Here is a 16,845-nt window from a genome sequence, read left to right on the forward strand (position 1 = left end):
GCGGCCCTATAGATTTTGTATGGCCGTCTGAACCGCTTGGCGATTACGTGCTGTGATCTCATTCCGTCGTGGCATAGGAGCCCAATCCTCGACCTGATCGAGCCACTGGGCGGGAAGCTCATCTTCGCAAGAAGCGCTCCAGGCCTCTACCCATTCGGGAGGCAGCGGCTCATTGGCGTTCGGTTGCGCCAGCTTCCTGCTGATCGGGTGATCGGTCATCTCCAGCCAGACCATCGACCAGGCACGGGGGACGACACGCCACCGGTCATATCCGCCGCCGCCAAGCGCGACCCACTTCCCGTTACAATAGCGATGAGCGAGCTCATGAATGATCGAGGGCATCGTCTGATAGATGCGCATGCTGCAATGCACATGCGATAATGGATCAAGCGCGTGAGCGTCGCATCCATGCTGGCTGATGATCAAATCAGGCTTGAAGGAAGCGGTTACTTTTTCAATCGACGTGCGAAAGCTCTCGATCCAAGAATCGTCCTCGGTATAGGGCTCTAGCGGAATATTCATACTAGTGCCGTGTCCTTGGTCAGCGCCTCGCTCGTGGACGAAGCCAGTCCCGGGAAATAGGAATTTGCCTGTCTCGTGAATGGAATAGGTAAAGACATCCGGGTCGTGATAGAATGCCCATTGGACGCCGTCACCATGATGGACATCGGTATCGATATAAAGAATGCGAAGATCGAATGTTTGTCTCAGATAGGCGATCGCGACGGCTGCATCATTGTAGACGCAGAAGCCTGAGCCGCGTTCAGGGAAGGCATGGTGAAGCCCGCCGGCCATATGGTAGGCATGGTTAGCCTCGCCTGAAGCAACGAGGTCAGCGGCCATGACAGAGCCCCCGACGATGGCTGCAGCTGCATCATGCATGCCCGGGAAGAACGGGGTATCCTCCGTTCTCAGTCCGTAACGTTCCGCTATGTCGGTCCATTGCACAGCAGGATTCTCACAGCTGAGTCCGCGCACTGCTTCAATATAATCCTGACGATGTATAAGGCTTAGCAGCTCGGGATCAGCGGAGTCTGCCGTCAGTATGCAGTCTGCCGTCAGTGCGCCTGTCTTCTCCAGTAAATCAACGGTGAGCGGAATGCGCTCGGGATGAAACGGATGGTCATCATGAAAGTAATAACGGGCAGCGCCCGGATGATGAATAAATACGGCATTCGCCGGCATCGTTCTCATCGCCTTCCTGATTAGTACATGAACCGTTGTCTAAACCGGACACGGTCAAACTGTTCCACAGAGGATAGCGGCACTTCCTTGCCGATCCGCACCATGAGGCAATTGGCTGGGTGAGCGCATATCTCGGGATCGTCGGTAGCGAACCATACCATGCCAACCGACTTCATAAGCTTCTCCATCATTGCTCTATAGTCCCACACGCTAAGTTTGGCTCCTTCCAGATCCCAGTGCCAGTAATACTCGGTCGTATAAACGATCGCATTCTCGAGCTGGCCGCCTTCAAAAGCGAGCCGGATAAGCCGTTTGCCGAGGCCGAGCGAACGGTATTCGTCAGCCACCTCAATCGCCCCCAGCTCGATCAGATCCTCCATGCCGCCTTCGGACCAACGCTCCAGCTCGTCGGGATAATGGAAGGTGACATAGCCTACGATGGATTCGCCATCGCGTGCGATGATGATGCGGCCTTCCGGGAGGCCGGCAATCTCAATAAGTGCTTGATGTTGTTCGGGAGGTCTTCGGAAAGCATCCAGGTCAGCGTGAAGCACAAGCTTGTCCAGCACTTCAGGCGGAACAGGACCTTCAATAATGATTTCACGATCGTGATAGGGCAATCGCTCCGAATGCATCACCTTGCGATGTTCCAACGGCTATAGCTCCTCTCAGCGCACAGTCTAGTCATCTAGCCACTACATACACTTATAACATTAAACCGGGAATATGAAAAGAATGGATGAAACGAGAGATGCTGTGTTATAATTATGTAAGCGCATTCTTAAAATCCGCTAATGCTCGACAGGGTAAGTCAATTTGCTCACGACCGATCGCTCGGCAAGTTGGCGCTTATACTATACGGCAGCTTTCGAACGACCGTTTTACAATGGCTGGGAGGATGATGGTTATGGTAAACATGCATCAGGAGCGGATACCGGCTTCGGCAACCCGCTCCAACATGGCAAGCTATGATGAAACGTACAAGCAGTTCGATTTCGCGCAAGTAGAACAGCAGTTTTCTTGGCATGCAACCGGTAAAGTCAACATGGCCTATGAAGCGATTGACCGACACGTCGAGCAAGGCAGAGGCGATAAGGTCGCGCTCTATTATAGCGATGCACAACGGGATGAATCCTACACGTTCGAGCAATTATCGAAGCAGTCGAACCGCTTTGCCAACGTGCTGCGGGATCTAGGCATTGGCAAGGGGGAACGCGTTTTCATTTTCATGCCACGGACGCCGGAACTGTATGCGAGTCTGCTCGGCATTTTCAAAGTAGGCGCCGTAGTTGGCCCGCTATTCGAGGCGTTCATGGAAACCGCGGTGAAGGACCGCCTTCAAGATAGCGGTGCAGTTGCAATCGTGACGACTCCGGCGTTATTGCCACGGATTCTGCGTAACGAGCTGCCTGAGCTTAAACATATTATTGTCGTCGGGGATGACGTCGCTGCCGAAGAAGGAATCGTCGATTATCACAGCGCAATGGCTAATGCCTCCGAAGAAGCGGAGATTGAATGGCTCGGCCGTGAAGATGGACTTATCATTCACTATACATCGGGTTCGACCGGGAAGCCCAAGGGCGTCTATCACGTACAGAACGCGATGATCCAACATTACTTTACCGGCAAAGTGGTTCTTGACCTGCAGCCGGATGATATCTATTGGTGTACGGCAGATCCAGGCTGGGTTACCGGTACATCATATGGCATCTTCGCACCTTGGCTTAACGGTGCGACGAATGTTATCCGAGGCGGGCGTTTCAGCCCACAAGACTGGTATAAGACGATTCAACGTTATGGCGTTACGGTGTGGTATAGCGCACCGACCGCATTCCGCATGCTGATGGGGGCCGGCGATGACATCGTAGGTCAATATGATCTAAGCAGCCTGCGCCATGTGTTGAGCGTCGGCGAGCCGCTCAACCCGGAAGTGGTACGTTGGGGACTGAAGGTCTACAATCAGCGCATCCATGATACGTGGTGGATGACGGAGACTGGCGGTCAATTGATTTGCAATTATCCTTCCATGGATATTAAGCCCGGATCGATGGGCAAACCGCTTCCAGGCGTGAAAGCTGCGATCATCGATGATGCGGGTAATGAACTGCCGCCATACCGGATGGGTAATCTGGCCATTCAGACGCCGTGGCCGTCGATGATGCGCCAGGTGTGGAATAATCCCGCCAAATACGAGGAGTACTTCCGCATTCCGGGCTGGTACATCTCCGGGGATTCCGCATATCGAGACGAAGATGGCTACTTCTGGTTCCAGGGCCGCATCGATGATGTCATTAACACAGCCGGCGAGCGAGTGGGTCCGTTCGAGGTGGAGAGCAAGCTAGTCGAGCATCCGGCAGTGGCCGAAGCAGGCGTCATCGGTAAGCCGGATCCGCTGCGCGGCGAGATTATTAAAGCGTTCGTTGCGCTTCGTGAAGGTTTCACGCCAACGGATGAACTCAAGGCAGAGATCTCCAAGTTCGTGAAGGACGGGTTATCGGCCCATGCAGCGCCGCGTGAGATCGAATTCAAGGATAAGCTTCCGAAAACCCGCAGCGGCAAGATTATGCGCCGTGTCTTGAAGGCTTGGGAGCTGAATCTGCCTACAGGCGATCTATCCACGATCGAGGATTAATGGACCTGCGAAATCACGCACAAAAAAGGCTTCCGTTCCCAACATGTACGCCATGTTGGAACGGAAGCCTTTTAGTCGTTATTTAATGGTTACGGTTCCGGATGCTGCGGATTCACCGGTTTGGTTAATCGCCGTGACTTTGAAGGCGCCGGAATTCAACGTAACGACGAAGTCGAATTGCGGTTCCGAAGTCGTGCCCAGTTTCTTGAAGTTGCCGTCATTGTTGGCGCTGTAGTAAACCGCATAGCCGGTAACTTTCTCGCCGCCGGGATTCGCAGACCACTCGAGGTGAACGCCTGCATCAGACTGCTTCACCGTCAAGCCAGAAGGAGCGGAAGGGGCTCCCGTGGCTTGCGTGTCACCGCCGCTTGGGCTCGTTGGAGTGTCAGGATTGCCCGTAGTATCCGGATTGGTGGTGCTTGCCGGAACATCTGGGGTGGAGCTGCCAGTCGTTCCACCCATCGTATACGATCCGTTGCCGACGATTGCGCTTGGCGCCGATTCTTTGCCAGCTACGTCTACCGCGGTTACATAGTAAGCATAGGCCGAACCGCCGTTAAAGTAGTTGACGAACCGGTATTCTTCACCAGTCAGCACAGGAGAGCCGATCTTGGAGAAGGAGGAACCGTTCGAAGAACGGTATAAGCGATAACCGACTACGTCGGATTCCGGCGAAGCGTTAAATGAAATCCGGTAGGCGCTATTGCCATCCACCAATTCGATGCTGAGACCTGAAGGCGCCGATGGCGCACGGCCATCGTCAGCGCGCGGATCCGTCTTGGACGGCGCATCGAGCTTGGCGTCGGCCGGCAAATAGAAGCTGAGCGGTCGTCTGCTATCCGCAGGAAGTTTAGCCTGCGCTTTCTGGATTTCGGCCATAAGCACATCAAGCGGTTTCTCGCGTTTGACCGCAACTTGTTCGCGAACCATGTCAGCCGGCGTACTGGACTGCGGGATGTAGTTCACGCCGTTGTAAGAGATATAAGCGAGCTTCACTAGTGCATCGTCAGATTCTTTAGGCAGGTACTCTTTATTGAACCAGTCGGATACGAGCATGCCCATCGAGCGGGTCAGTTCGGTTGGTTTCTTGCCGCTGACACTCGATACAGTCGCCTTGACGATATTGTCAGGCTTCGTGAATTCTTTCGTCGGGAACAGCTCTGGCTTAGCTTCCGTAACCTCGTTCATGATAAGCGTCCAGATGCTTCTAGCTCTCGCGCGGCCATCCTTGGACAGCGTGTGAGCCTGTTTCTCGTAGCCGGACCATACGCCAAGCGTAATATCCGGCGTGTAGCCCTCGAACCAAACGTCGCCGTAGCTTTGCGTGGATCCCGTCTTGCCGACGACAGGAATCTTGCCGTAGTTCTTAAAGTTCGAAGTGATCGAATGCCCTGTACCGCTCCGGTCAGAGATAACCGTCCGCAGCATATCCGTCATCAAGAAAGCGGTCTGTTCCGAGAAGACCCGGGTCGGCTTCTCTTTGTGTACATAGACGGTATTGCCTTTGGAATCGGTGATGCGGCTGATCATGTACGCGTCGTTGAAGACGCCGTTGTTGGCGATAGCGCCGTATGCATTGGTCAGCTCTTCGACGGAGACCCCGACGCTGAGACCGCCGATAACACCGGTCTGAGCATATTCATCCTCGGGCTTGAGCGTAGTGATCCCCAGCTTGCGAGTGAATTCCCATGCTTCCGCGATCGTAACCTTCTCGTTAAAAATCTTCAGGGCCGGCAAGTTAAGCGAGCGGTTCAATGCTTCCCTTGCCGTCACGAGTCCGAGATACCTGTTATTCGAGTTCTTCGGAATGTGGAAGCCTTTCTCGCCGTCCTTGAGCACCATCGGCGCGTCGTCGAGAATGCTGCCTGGCTGCACAAGACCTTTATCGATCGCAGGCAGGTAAGCCGCGATGGTCTTCATCGTCGATCCTGGCTGACGCGTCATTTGAGTAGCGTGGTTCATCTGCTCTTCATAGAAATCGCGTCCCTCAAGCATGCTTAGGATGGCGCCAGTCTTATGGTCTATCATAATCGCTGCAATCTGCTCCATGCCTTTCTCCTCGCTGTCGGGCGAGAAGTTCTCCTTGTTGGAGCCGATTTCGTGCATGATGTTATAGACTTTCTTATCGATCGTCGTATAGATCCGGTACCCGCTTCGCAGAAGCTCTTCGCGAGCTTGTTCAAGCAGCGCGGAGTTCTCCTTCTTGCGTACATCCGCCAAGGTTAGATTCGGATCCTTTTGCATGAGCAGAATCTCTGCAGCCTGGCGCTCCGCTTCCAACATGAGATAAGGGAAGGTAGTGTATGCTTTCTCGGTGACTTTGGCGAGCGAGCCTTTAATATCGAAAGTCAGCGCCTCGTCATATTCGGCCTGCGTAATTCGGCCCGTCTCGAGCATCCGTCCAAGCACGATACGTTGGCGGTCCATCGCATAGCCGAAGTTCTTCTCGTTAAAGGTGCCTTTGCTCGTGAATGCCGAGTACCCCGAAGGGCGCTGCGGCAAGCCGGCCAAATAAGCCGCTTGGGCAATACTTAATTGATTCAGGTCTGTAATATTGAAGAAGCCCTTGGCAGCCGCTTTAATACCGTATAGATTATAGCCATTAGCGCCTGTGCCGAACTGGACTTTATTCAAATAAGCTGTCAGTATTTCATCTTTGGTCAGATATCGTTCCAGTCGCAATGACAAGAAAATTTCCTTGGCTTTACGGCTGTCGGTCTTATCTAGGTTCAGGAACACCTGTCTGGCCAATTGCTGCGTCAGCGTACTGCCGCCCGTCTGGGTATCCTCGTTGAGCACCTTCTGTTTGACCGCGCGGCCAAGGCCGTTAATATCGATCCCGATATGCTCATAGAAATTGTTGTCCTCAGTAGCCAATACGGCATCGATCACGCTCTGGGGCAAATCCTTCATCTCGATGAGACGGCGATCCTCTTCCGTACGGAGCTGCCCGACCGGTGTTTGTCCATCGTTGAAATAGACGAAGCCCGTAATGGCGTTCTCGTTAATTTTGGATGTAATTTCGGCGCGAGAACGGACAGGCTCATCGCGCACAAACGAAGCGACATATCCCGTAACGGCCCCGCCAACGAGTAAGCCGATCATAAATCCGAAGATAAGTAGCCACTTTAAGGTTATAAGCGTCACAATGCCAAAAGTCCGCCATCGGCTGTATCCTTTGACTTTCTGCTGACGATCTTCATTCATCAACGTTCGATTCCTCCTCCGATTAACACCCGTATTATAGCATAAATCGAGCGGAGAAAGCAGGAAACCGTGCCGAATATGAACAAATGATTGCCCTGTCCTGGGCATGTACGACTATTGACTTGCCCGATTTTATTGTGATATAACCTGTTCAAGCAATTGAATATGCAAAAGCTTCGACAGGTCACAGTAGAGCTGCTATGCGTCGCTTGCAGAGAGCCGGTGGGTGGTGAGAACCGGTACACGCAGCAATTCGAATTACCGCCTTGAGCTGAGTAGATGAATGCAAGGAGCCGCTGTCATGTGAAGCGACAAGCCTCCCTTGGCTGTGTAGTCTATGTCCGGATCGAATATCCGTTATCATAATGAAGTGAGAGCAGTCTGCCTAAATGCGGTTGCTCTAACGAGGGTGGTACCGCGAGCTAATCCTTCTCGTCCCTTGAGGACAGAAGGATTTTTTGTGTTTACATCCTATCGTGCAGGAGTGAGTGAGGCATGGAACAGATCAAATGGGAACAACTATCGGTTGAACAGCAGCAATTGGTTCAGCAGCAATGGCGGCTCATCTCGCGCGGCGCGGTGGAGATCGTTCCGGAGGAGACGCTGCGGGACAAAGTCATCCAATCGGTCGCTACTGGCATACCGCTAAAAGTTAAGCTGGGGCTCGATCCATCCGCGCCGGATATTCATATTGGGCATACAGTCGTCCTGCACAAAATGCGCCAGTTCCAATCGTTCGGGCATGAGGTGCAGCTTATCATCGGCGACTTCACAGGCCGGATAGGCGACCCGACAGGCAAATCGGAGACGCGCAAACAGTTGTCGGAAGAGGATGTGAAGCGCAATGCGGCTACTTACCAGCAGCAAATTTTCAAAATCCTCGATCCGCAGCGTACGCGCGTGTACTACAACTCGGAATGGCTGTCGCCGCTTCATTTTGCCGATGTCGTGAATCTGTCCGCCAAGGTGACTGTAGCCCGAATGATGGAGCGCGACGACTTTACGAAACGGTTCACTTCGGGGCTTCCCATCAGCATCCATGAATTTTTCTACCCGCTCATGCAAGGTTATGATTCCGTTGCGCTCGAAAGCGACGTAGAGCTGGGCGGGACGGATCAGAAGTTTAATCTGCTTATGGGGCGCACCTTGCAAAAGGAGTACGGCAAGCCGGCTCAGGCTGCTATCATGATGCCGCTGATCGAAGGGTTGGACGGCATACAGAAGATGAGCAAGAGTCTAGGCAATTACATCGGGATCGCTGAAGATCCTAATCAAATCTACGGCAAGACGATGTCCGTCCCGGACGAGTTGATGTTCAAATACTTCGAGCTGGCTACTGACATCAGCAACGAGAAGGTGGAGGAGCTTAGTCACGGCCTGGCATCTGGATCCATCCATCCGAGGGATGCCAAAATGCGGCTCGCAAGAACGTTTGTGGCGATGTACCATAGCGAGGAGGAAGCGGAGGGAGCGGAGCGGCATTTCATCACCGTATTCCAGCAACGTGCGCTACCGACGGAGATCGAGGTCGTGACTATACCAGCCGAAGAACTTACCGAAGGCCGGATCCGTATTGCCCGCTTATTGACCGTGCTAGGCTTAAGTCCGTCCAGCAGTGAGGCAAAGCGCAGCGTGCAGCAAGGAGCGGTCAAGCTGAACGAAGCGAAACTCGTTGATCCGAATATGGAAATATCGCCTTCGGACGGCGATGTTCTGCAGGTAGGCAAGAGGAAATTCGTGAAGCTGCATAGATAAGAATGTTAGATATGGAAGTGGAGCCGGGACAGGAATGTCCTGGCTCTTGCTTTTGTTTGGCGGGGCAGCGCAACTTTACGACTACTGGGAACGTATAAAAATTAGGTGCATTTAGGAAATTGTGGAACTAAGGGAGGGGTGATATGGAAGCCCTGTTCTGGACCTGCTTAAGCTTCGGTATTCTGTATGCAATCATCGCGGTTGTACTAGGTGATTGGCTGAGCCTGGCTTTTCACGGCGCATTGGATTTTCTATCGATCGATGGGCATAAACTGCTGCAGCCAACTTCGCTCGTGGGCAGCATAACCATCTTCGGCGGCGCCGGCCTGATGCTCGAACGTTATTCCTCGCTGGAAGAAACTGTAGTTCTGCTCGTATCCCTCCTGATCGCGATCCCTGCCGGCCTTGGTATTTACTTCGTCTATATCCGTCCGATGGAACGCAGCGAGAACTCGACCGGATATTCGATTACAGAATTGATGGGAGCGATCGGCGAAGTGTTGACGCCGGTGCCGGCCATCGGTTATGGCGAAGTCTTGCTGAAGAAAGGCGCCAGCGTTACGCATCATATCGCGGCCAGTTTCGACCAAGAGACGATTCCGTCTGGTGCGAAAGTGGTTGTCATCGAAGTTGATGTACAGGAAGGGACGCTGCTCGTATCCAAACTCGACTTATAACAAAGATTGAACTTTCCATCTGAGAAGGAGAATGCGATGATGGTACCGGATTATTTGTTCATCCCTATAATTGTGATCGGTGTGCTGGTTGTGCTAGGTTTGGCGTTCTGGGCGAGGTACAAAACGGTCGGTCCAGAACAAGCGATGATTGTTACCGGCTCCTTCCTGGGGGGCAACAACATTTCCTCCGATGAAAACGGACGCAAAATCAAAATCGTCCGCGGCGGCGGGGCGTTCATCCTTCCGATCTTTCAACAAGCGGAGTTCCTGTCCTTGCTCTCCCATAAGCTTGATGTGTCGACGCCTGAGGTGTACACGGAACAAGGCGTGCCGGTTCTCGCCGATGGCGTTGCCATTATCAAGATCGGCGGCTCGGTCGAGGATGTAGCTACGGCTGCCGAGCAGTTCATGGGCAAGCCGATCGAGTCGCTCAAGTCGGAGGCGCAGGAGGTGCTCGAGGGGCATCTGCGGGCTATTCTCGGATCTATGACAGTCGAGGAGGTCTATCGCAACCGGGACAAATTCGCGCAAGAGGTGCAAGGCGTCGCGGCACGGGATCTCAAGAAAATGGGTCTTTTGATCGTTTCCTTCACGATCAAGGACGTTCGGGATAAGCATGGCTATCTGGAAGCGCTAGGCAAGCCGAGAATTGCAGCGGTGAAGCGGGATGCGGAAATTGCCGAAGCGGAGGCGATCCGCGATGCGAGAATTCAGAAGGCGCGCGCGGAAGAGGAAGGCCAAAAGGCAGAGCTGCTGCGCGATACGAATATTGCCGAAGCCGGCAAGGAGAAGGAACTGAAGGTCGCTTCCTTCAAGCGGGAGCAGGATACGGCCAAAGCTGAGGCTGACCAAGCGTATGCGATTCACGAAGCGCGCGCCAAGCAATCCGTCGTGGAAGAGCAGATGCGCGTCGAGCTTGTTCGGAAGGAACGGGAGATCGATATCGAGACGAAGGAAATTTTGCGCAGAGAGAAACAGTATGACGCCGAAGTGAAAAAGAAAGCGGACGCGGACCGCTACGCCGTCGAACAAGCGGCGGAGGCGGATAAGGCCAAGCGGCTGCGCGAGGCGGATGCCTTGCAATACCGCATCGAGGCCGAGGCCAAAGCGAATGCGGAACAGAAGCGGTTAGAAGGTCTAGCCATTGCGGATGCGGAGCGTGCCAAAGGTACGGCGGAGGCGGAAGTTATCCGGCTTCGCGGCTTGGCGGAGGCCGAAGCCAAGGAGAAGCTAGCACAAGCTTTCGAGAAATTCGGCGAAGCTGCGGTGTTGGACATTATCGTCAATATGCTGCCTGAACTTGCGGGCCGGGTTGCCGAACCGATCAAAGGAATCGATAAACTTACGGTAGTCGATACCGGTCATGGCGAAGGCGCGGCGCGCGTCAGCAACTACGTGACCTCGCTTATGGCCACCGCGCCGGAGATGCTTAAGAACGTGTCGGGAATTGATCTGAATGCGCTTGTTCAAGGCTTGACGAGCGGCAGAACGGAGAGCGGACGCAAGGCGTTCGGGAAGACGTGGGAAGAAGAGGCGTAACGGGTTGTCAAAAAAAGAAGGGGCTGCCGATCTCATCCCGAAGGATGATGACCGGTAGCCCCGACTTATTAACGGCTGTAGAACTCGACGATTTGCTTCTCGTCAATTTCTTGTGGAAGCTCAGCGCGCTCTGGAAGGCGAACATACTTGCCTTCAACTGCAGCGTCGTTAAATTCCAGGTAGTTTGGAAGGAAGTTGCGGCCTTCCAGTGCTTCTTTAACCGACTTCTGTGTGCGGCTGCGCTCACGAAGACCGATTACGTCGCCAACTGCTACGGAGTAAGAAGCGATGTCGACTTTTTTGCCGTTTACTGTAACGTGGCCGTGGGAAACCAGCTGACGTGCGCCAGCGCGGGAGTTCGCGAAGCCAAGACGGTAAACGAGGTTGTCCAGGCGGCTTTCAAGGAGAACCATGAAGTTTTCGCCGGATTTACCTTTCATTTTAGCTGCTTTATCGAACAGGTTACGGAATGGCTTCTCGTTAACACCGTACATGTGGCGCAGCTTTTGCTTTTCCATCAATTGAACGCCGTAGCCGCTAAGCTTTTTGCGTTGGTTCGGGCCGTGTTGACCTGGAGGGAAAGCGCGTTTCAATTCTTTGCCAGTACCGCTCAGGGAAATACCGAGGCGGCGGCTTAATCTAAATTTAGGACCTGTATAGCGTGCCATGTGTCGTGACACTCCTTCATCGAATAGTATGAGTGAAAATTGGAGTTTCGCCGAGTACTGTCTGCTTGTTATCGTAATAACGTAACTCTGACAAGTAAGTTCAGCCGCTGACTTGCCAGCGACAGCCTCCGTGAGGGTGACACAAAACCGGACCAATGTTCATTATTAGATTTTATTGAATTCCGCACTAGTTGTCAAGTAAATGACCTTTGCAGTTTCAAGTTTATTAAGAATGGTTTATGGAACTATAGGCCTAGTATTTTATGACTATAATAGTGCATAATTTTCCAAGTTCAGCTATGATACATATAGTTAGGTAGAAGAGATCAGGACGGTGCTGGCGTTTATGGAGTCAACGAAATCTAGCGAATGTACGATCTGCCGCGACAGCTTAAACGAATCAGAGAACGCAGCTTGGCAGCACGATATTTGGTGTGAGCGTGAAGATGTCTGTGAATCGGATGAATCCTATGTCATACATACGGTGCAGAGATTATTCCGAATGTGGCTCGATGAGTTGCCGCAGGGGAAACTCAAGAGCGGCAATTTGTCCGTATGGAGCGCTAACGGTACTTTGATCAGCGCCCATGAAGCGCAGCATATGCCGATAGAGGATGAACTAAGCAATCTAGTTAGACACACATGCGATTCGATGCAGTATCGCATCATTGATGATAATGTTATCTTTCCGCTGCCGAAGCGTAGCGCTACAGGCTGTCTAGGCGCTCTGGTCTGGAGCAGGAGCGACAGCAGCGCCGATTCAGAAGATGTGGCCGAGCTTTTGCAACAGACCGCATTGTATCTGAAGACGCTATTCTATCACGAACGCGACCGAACGTTTGCCAAGGAACTGTTGCTAAGGCAGCAGGCAACTGAGAAACAAGCGACGCAGCAAGAACTGATCCTGCGGATGGGCAAGCGGCTTCACGACCAGAATGATGTGTCTGCCGTCATTCACGAATTGCTGGATTACATGGTGACGAATTATCCCTATGCAGCTTTCGATTTATATTTATCGCAGGATTTCGTTAAAGGCGATCCGCGCATTAAGCCGCTGTTGATCCGCAATGCGGCGGAGGATATATACGCGCAATCCTTCCTTGAAGCAAGACCGATCGCCGTACACGCCCCGGAAGGGATCGTGAAACTTGCGATTCCAATGAGCGGCAAGCAGGCGGTTTACGGCGTTATCGGCGCCAAGCTTCCCGCTGATGATTGGGACGATGCAGATTTCGCTTCATTTATACATGTTTGCTCGACGGCAGGATCGGCCTTCGAGAATGCGAAACTTTTCGAGCAATCGAATCTGCTCATCTCCGAACTTCAGATGATCAACGAGCTGACGATGCAGCTGAACCAGTCCCTGAAGCTGAGCGAGATATTCGAATTTACGATGAGCGAATTGCTGCGGATCTTCAAAGCCGACCATTGTTCGGTCTTGCAGCTCAACACGGAGAAGGATTGTTTCCAATTCGTAGCGACCAATTCAGCGCTGTTCAACCGCGATAGTGTTCCATCCGATTACGGCTTTGCGGGAATAATCAACAAAACCCGTGAACCGATTATTACGTCGGATTACTGGAACTCCAAGCATGTGTCCTCCAAGATTATGGATGCCACAGATTCGAGATCGTTGATCGCTTCACCGATTATGGACGGACCTAATCTTGTCGGCGTCATCATACTTACCCATCGGAATCCCAATTATTTTTCTTATGACAACTATAAATTGCTCCAAGTGCTCTCGACGCATATCGGTCTTGCGATCTCCAATGCCTCGCTGCACGCGGAAGTGCGCCGTATGGTCATTACCGATAATCTGACCGGGTTGCATGCACGACATTATTTGAACGAGAAAATCCAGTCTAACCAACGCAAGGACCGGTGCGGCTCGCTCGTCGTTGTCGATATCGATCACTTCAAGAAAGTCAACGATACGTATGGGCATCTTGTGGGCGACAGAATCTTGATGCAAGTTAGCGAAGTCATCATGAACTCGATTCGGGAAACGGATACCGCTGCGCGTTGGGGTGGCGAGGAGCTGGCGGTATACTTGCCGCAGATCCGATCAGAGCAAGCTTATATGATCGCGGAACGGATACGTTCGAAGGTTCAGCATCTGACAGATCCCGCCGTAACGGTTTCTTGCGGTATATCGGAATGGACGTTCGAAGATGAGAAGATAAGCGTCGAATCCTTGTTCCATAAGGCAGATATGGCGCTGTATGAAGCGAAGCATAACGGACGCAATCAGATTATCGTAGCGGTATAGAAGCAAACGAATAGCAGTCTGCATCTTGCGCGAAAGCAATCACCTTCCGAATAAGGGACCTGCCTCCAAGAGAGGATAACAGGTAGAACGGTAAGACGGGAGTGTGTTGTTTGTGACTAACCGGATCGTCCCAAGCCTGACTGCAGCTGTAATCTGTACTTTGCTGATGCTATCGGGCTGCAGCGGACGTGTTGCAGAGAAAGAACCGAATGAACTGTTCTCGTTGGCGGTCTCGGGACTCTCCGGGATTGATCGATACACCTTCTCTGGTACGTCAGGCGCTACAACGCCGTCCAATGTGAAGGTGAGCGGAGTATCCTTCAGCGGTAAAGTGGAGGGTCACAAACGAATTCGGATGCAGAGCAATGAAGCGACTGTCGACGCAGCCCGTACGGTTGGCGATCCGCTTGCCTATTTGAAACAAATGCAGCTTGAAGCCACCCGGATCACAGCACTACCTGGTGAATCTGATAACAAAGTAACGGTCTTGCAGATCGAAACTTCAAGCGATTCAGCGCGTAAACGCTGGAAGAAGCAGCTTATGCAGGATTTCGATCAGGCAGTTGCCGGCCAAGACAAGCAGATCGGCCAGCAGGCAGCAGGGGGCAAGACAAAGTCTGCGCTTAGCGAAGAACTGCAGGCTGAAGTTGTCCGTTCGCGCCAACAGTTTAACCAGCTCCTGCAAACGCTGCAGGTAAAGACGGTCTGCAAGCTGACCATCGAACGCAAGCGGCTGCTGCCCATCAAACTTCTGGAACATACCACGCTCATCTATGAAGCGGACGGCAATCAGCAGCAAGAGGCCCATCAGCTTGAGATGCGCATCATGCCTGCACCTGATCGCTGATATGTGCATCTGGTCAATATTCGTGTTAGGATAAGAACGTTAATACGTTTTTAAGGATGTGGATGACAGTGTACGATGCAAGGCTGCGGCAATTGGCTTCGAATTTGGCAGGTTACTCCATCGATGTTCAGCCAGGCGATAACGTGCTCATCGATATGATCGGCTCAGAGCGTGATCTAGCGAAACTACTGATTGAAGAAGTGGCGAAGCGCGGCGGAAGACCGTTCGTCGAGACAAGCGACCGTTCGGTACTGCGCACGATGCTTAAGCATGCGACCAAGGAACAAATTGAACTATGGGCTTCGTTCGATCTGAAGCGCATGGAATCGATGCAAGGATATATTGCAATCCGGGCGGGCGAGAATGCGAATGAGCTTGCGGATGTGCCGAGCGATAACATGAAGCTGTATGAACAGCTTTACCGCCATCCGATTCATTCCGAACAGCGCGTCAAGCATACGAAGTGGGTAGTCCTTCGCTATCCGAACGCGTCGATGGCGCAGCTCGCGAATATGAGCACCGAGGCGTTCGAAGATTTCTACTTTAACGTGTGTAACCTCGATTATGCGAAGATGGACCAGGCGATGGATCCATTGGCTGATCTGATGAGCCGCACGGACAAAGTGCGCATTGTTGCACCAGGAACGGACCTGACGTTCTCCATTAAGAATATCGGCGCCAAGAAGTGCTCCGGCCACCGCAATATTCCAGATGGCGAAGTATTCAGCTGCCCGGTCCGGGACAGCGTCCAAGGAACCATTACATATAACGCGCCGTCCGTATATTCCGGTGTTACGTTCGAGAATGTTTCATTCACGTTCGAGAATGGTAAGATCGTACATGCGACCGCGAACGATTCGAAGAAGCTTAATGAGATCTTGGACACCGATGAAGGCGCGCGTTATATCGGTGAATTCAGTCTGGGCTTCAATCCGCATATCCTGCATCCGATGAAGGACATTTTGTTCGACGAGAAGATTGCAGGCAGTCTCCACTTCACGCCTGGACAGGCGTATGAGGAGACGGACAACGGGAACCGTTCAGCCGTCCACTGGGATTTGGTATTGATCCAAAGGCCGGAGTACGGCGGTGGAGAAGTGTATTTCGATGATCGTCTGATCCGTAAGGACGGGATCTTCGTCATTCCGGAATTAGAAGCGCTGAACCCTGAAAATTTGAAGTAAAAGCTCTTGTGTGATACCCAAATTAAGGTTATGATGAAGGAAAGCGTCTGCTAGCAAAAGTAAACAACTCATGGAGGGATTCGCATGTCCAACAACGCAGCAATCGTAGACATTTCCCAAACGGCCAACAAATTCCGGTCGTCCATCGTTCTCCAAGCCGAGAACAAATACATCGACGTGAAGAGCATTCTCGGACTGTTCACAACGTTGGTCGGCGGCCATTCTTATGAGCTGCATGTTCATGGACCAGATGCCGATGAAGCTAAAGGTGCAATGGCAGAAGTATTCGCCAAGCATAACTTGAACGTAACGGTAGTAACTGAATAGCGTATCATTGATGGAGCATCAGGCTGTGGCAGCATAGCTTGGTGCTCTGTTTAATTTGTCCCCCTTGGTGCTTGATTTGTCCTTGTGCTATCGTTAGTTTTTGTTTAATATAAAAGATATAGAAGACGGCGAGCAATACATGCATAAGGGGGAGTACGATGTCTTCATCTGAGGTTGCAATCCATTTGAATCAAAAAGCGCTCAATCTCCTTCAGGAAGATGCCTATAAAATCGAAAAACTGATCGAAGTCCAAATGGAAAACCTGACGACAAGAAAGTGTCCGTTGTACGAAGAAGTACTGGATACCCAGATGTACGGTTTCTCCAGGGAAGTCGATTTCGCTGTTCGTGCTGGTCTAATTGTCGAAGCAGAAGGCAAAGAAATTATCAGCAAGCTGGAGCGTAACTTGGCGGTTCTCTACGAAGCGTTGAATAAGTAGTAAGAAGGGTGGTCCTGTGAACAGCCCCCCGTCAAGTAGACAGTACAAAAAATAAAAGTCAATCAAGCGGCCTTCGTCCTGAATTCCATTGGACTGAGGCCGTTTAATTTTG

Annotated in this window: 13 protein-coding genes and 1 other annotated feature; of the genes, 9 read left to right on the forward strand and 4 right to left on the reverse strand. The window is 52.1% G+C overall.

Annotated elements, in window-relative coordinates; all coding sequences use genetic code 11:
- Nucleotides 1–6 precede the first annotated feature (6 nt).
- Nucleotides 7–1,185, reverse strand: coding sequence for an acetoin utilization protein AcuC (locus FHS18_RS31970; protein WP_183604472.1), 1,179 nt, complete (start codon nt 1,183–1,185; stop codon nt 7–9).
- Between the two features lie 20 nt (nt 1,186–1,205).
- On the reverse strand, nt 1,206–1,838 hold the full coding sequence (locus tag FHS18_RS31975) for a GNAT family N-acetyltransferase (protein WP_281378911.1): 633 nt from the start codon (nt 1,836–1,838) through the stop codon (nt 1,206–1,208).
- A 254-nt stretch (nt 1,839–2,092) separates the two neighbouring features.
- Between FHS18_RS31975 and acsA the strand changes: the two genes are divergently transcribed.
- Entirely contained in the window at nt 2,093–3,817 is a 1,725-nt protein-coding gene (gene acsA, locus FHS18_RS31980; protein ID WP_183604461.1) for an acetate--CoA ligase, read from the forward strand.
- 78 nt (nt 3,818–3,895) lie between these two features.
- Here the strand turns inward: acsA and FHS18_RS31985 are convergent, their stop codons facing one another.
- Nucleotides 3,896–7,024 carry a transglycosylase domain-containing protein gene (locus FHS18_RS31985; protein WP_183604462.1) on the reverse strand — a complete coding sequence of 1,043 codons (3,129 nt, stop codon included), beginning with the start codon at nt 7,022–7,024 and terminating at the stop codon, nt 3,896–3,898.
- A 167-nt stretch (nt 7,025–7,191) separates the two neighbouring features.
- Nucleotides 7,192–7,467, forward strand: a binding site (T-box leader).
- Between the two features lie 61 nt (nt 7,468–7,528).
- On the opposite strand from FHS18_RS31985, the gene tyrS reads away from it, so the two are divergent.
- The 3 genes from tyrS to floT all read left to right on the forward strand — a co-directional run bounded on the left by tyrS (nt 7,529) and on the right by floT (nt 10,995).
- A complete protein-coding gene (gene tyrS / locus FHS18_RS31990) occupies nt 7,529–8,779 on the forward strand; it encodes a tyrosine--tRNA ligase (protein WP_183604474.1) in 1,251 nt (416 codons plus the stop codon).
- Nucleotides 8,780–8,922: 143 nt separating this feature from the next.
- Entirely contained in the window at nt 8,923–9,456 is a 534-nt protein-coding gene (locus FHS18_RS31995; protein ID WP_183604463.1) for an NfeD family protein, read from the forward strand.
- 36 nt (nt 9,457–9,492) lie between these two features.
- Nucleotides 9,493–10,995: a flotillin lipid rafts scaffold protein FloT gene (floT, locus tag FHS18_RS32000; protein WP_409348595.1), complete on the forward strand. Its 1,503-nt coding sequence runs from the start codon at nt 9,493–9,495 to the stop codon at nt 10,993–10,995.
- Between the two features lie 68 nt (nt 10,996–11,063).
- Here floT and rpsD read toward each other — a convergent pair whose 3' ends face one another.
- Complete coding sequence (gene rpsD, locus FHS18_RS32005) at nt 11,064–11,663, reverse strand: 30S ribosomal protein S4 (protein ID WP_183604464.1); 600 nt, start codon at nt 11,661–11,663, stop codon at nt 11,064–11,066.
- A gap of 346 nt (nt 11,664–12,009) precedes the next feature.
- Here rpsD and FHS18_RS32010 point away from each other — a divergent pair, with 346 nt between their 5' ends.
- From FHS18_RS32010 to FHS18_RS32030, 5 genes are all read left to right on the forward strand, one after another.
- Nucleotides 12,010–13,935, forward strand: coding sequence for a sensor domain-containing diguanylate cyclase (locus FHS18_RS32010; RefSeq protein WP_246428032.1), 1,926 nt, complete (start codon nt 12,010–12,012; stop codon nt 13,933–13,935).
- A 112-nt stretch (nt 13,936–14,047) separates the two neighbouring features.
- Complete coding sequence (locus tag FHS18_RS32015; RefSeq protein WP_183604465.1) at nt 14,048–14,782, forward strand: hypothetical protein; 735 nt, start codon at nt 14,048–14,050, stop codon at nt 14,780–14,782.
- A gap of 62 nt (nt 14,783–14,844) precedes the next feature.
- A complete protein-coding gene (locus FHS18_RS32020; RefSeq protein ID WP_221401547.1) occupies nt 14,845–15,966 on the forward strand; it encodes an aminopeptidase in 1,122 nt (373 codons plus the stop codon).
- Nucleotides 15,967–16,050: 84 nt separating this feature from the next.
- The gene (locus FHS18_RS32025) at nt 16,051–16,293 is read left to right on the forward strand and encodes an HPr family phosphocarrier protein (protein ID WP_183604467.1); all 243 of its coding nucleotides are present in this window, start codon (nt 16,051–16,053) and stop codon (nt 16,291–16,293) included.
- 158 nt (nt 16,294–16,451) lie between these two features.
- On the forward strand, nt 16,452–16,733 hold the full coding sequence (locus FHS18_RS32030) for an Fpa/YlaN family protein (protein ID WP_183604468.1): 282 nt from the start codon (nt 16,452–16,454) through the stop codon (nt 16,731–16,733).
- The last annotated feature ends 112 nt before the right edge of the window (nt 16,734–16,845 follow it).

Origin of the sequence: Paenibacillus phyllosphaerae, from assembly GCF_014192105.1 — a bacterium.
Lineage (GTDB): Bacteria > Bacillota > Bacilli > Paenibacillales > Paenibacillaceae > Paenibacillus_Z > Paenibacillus_Z phyllosphaerae.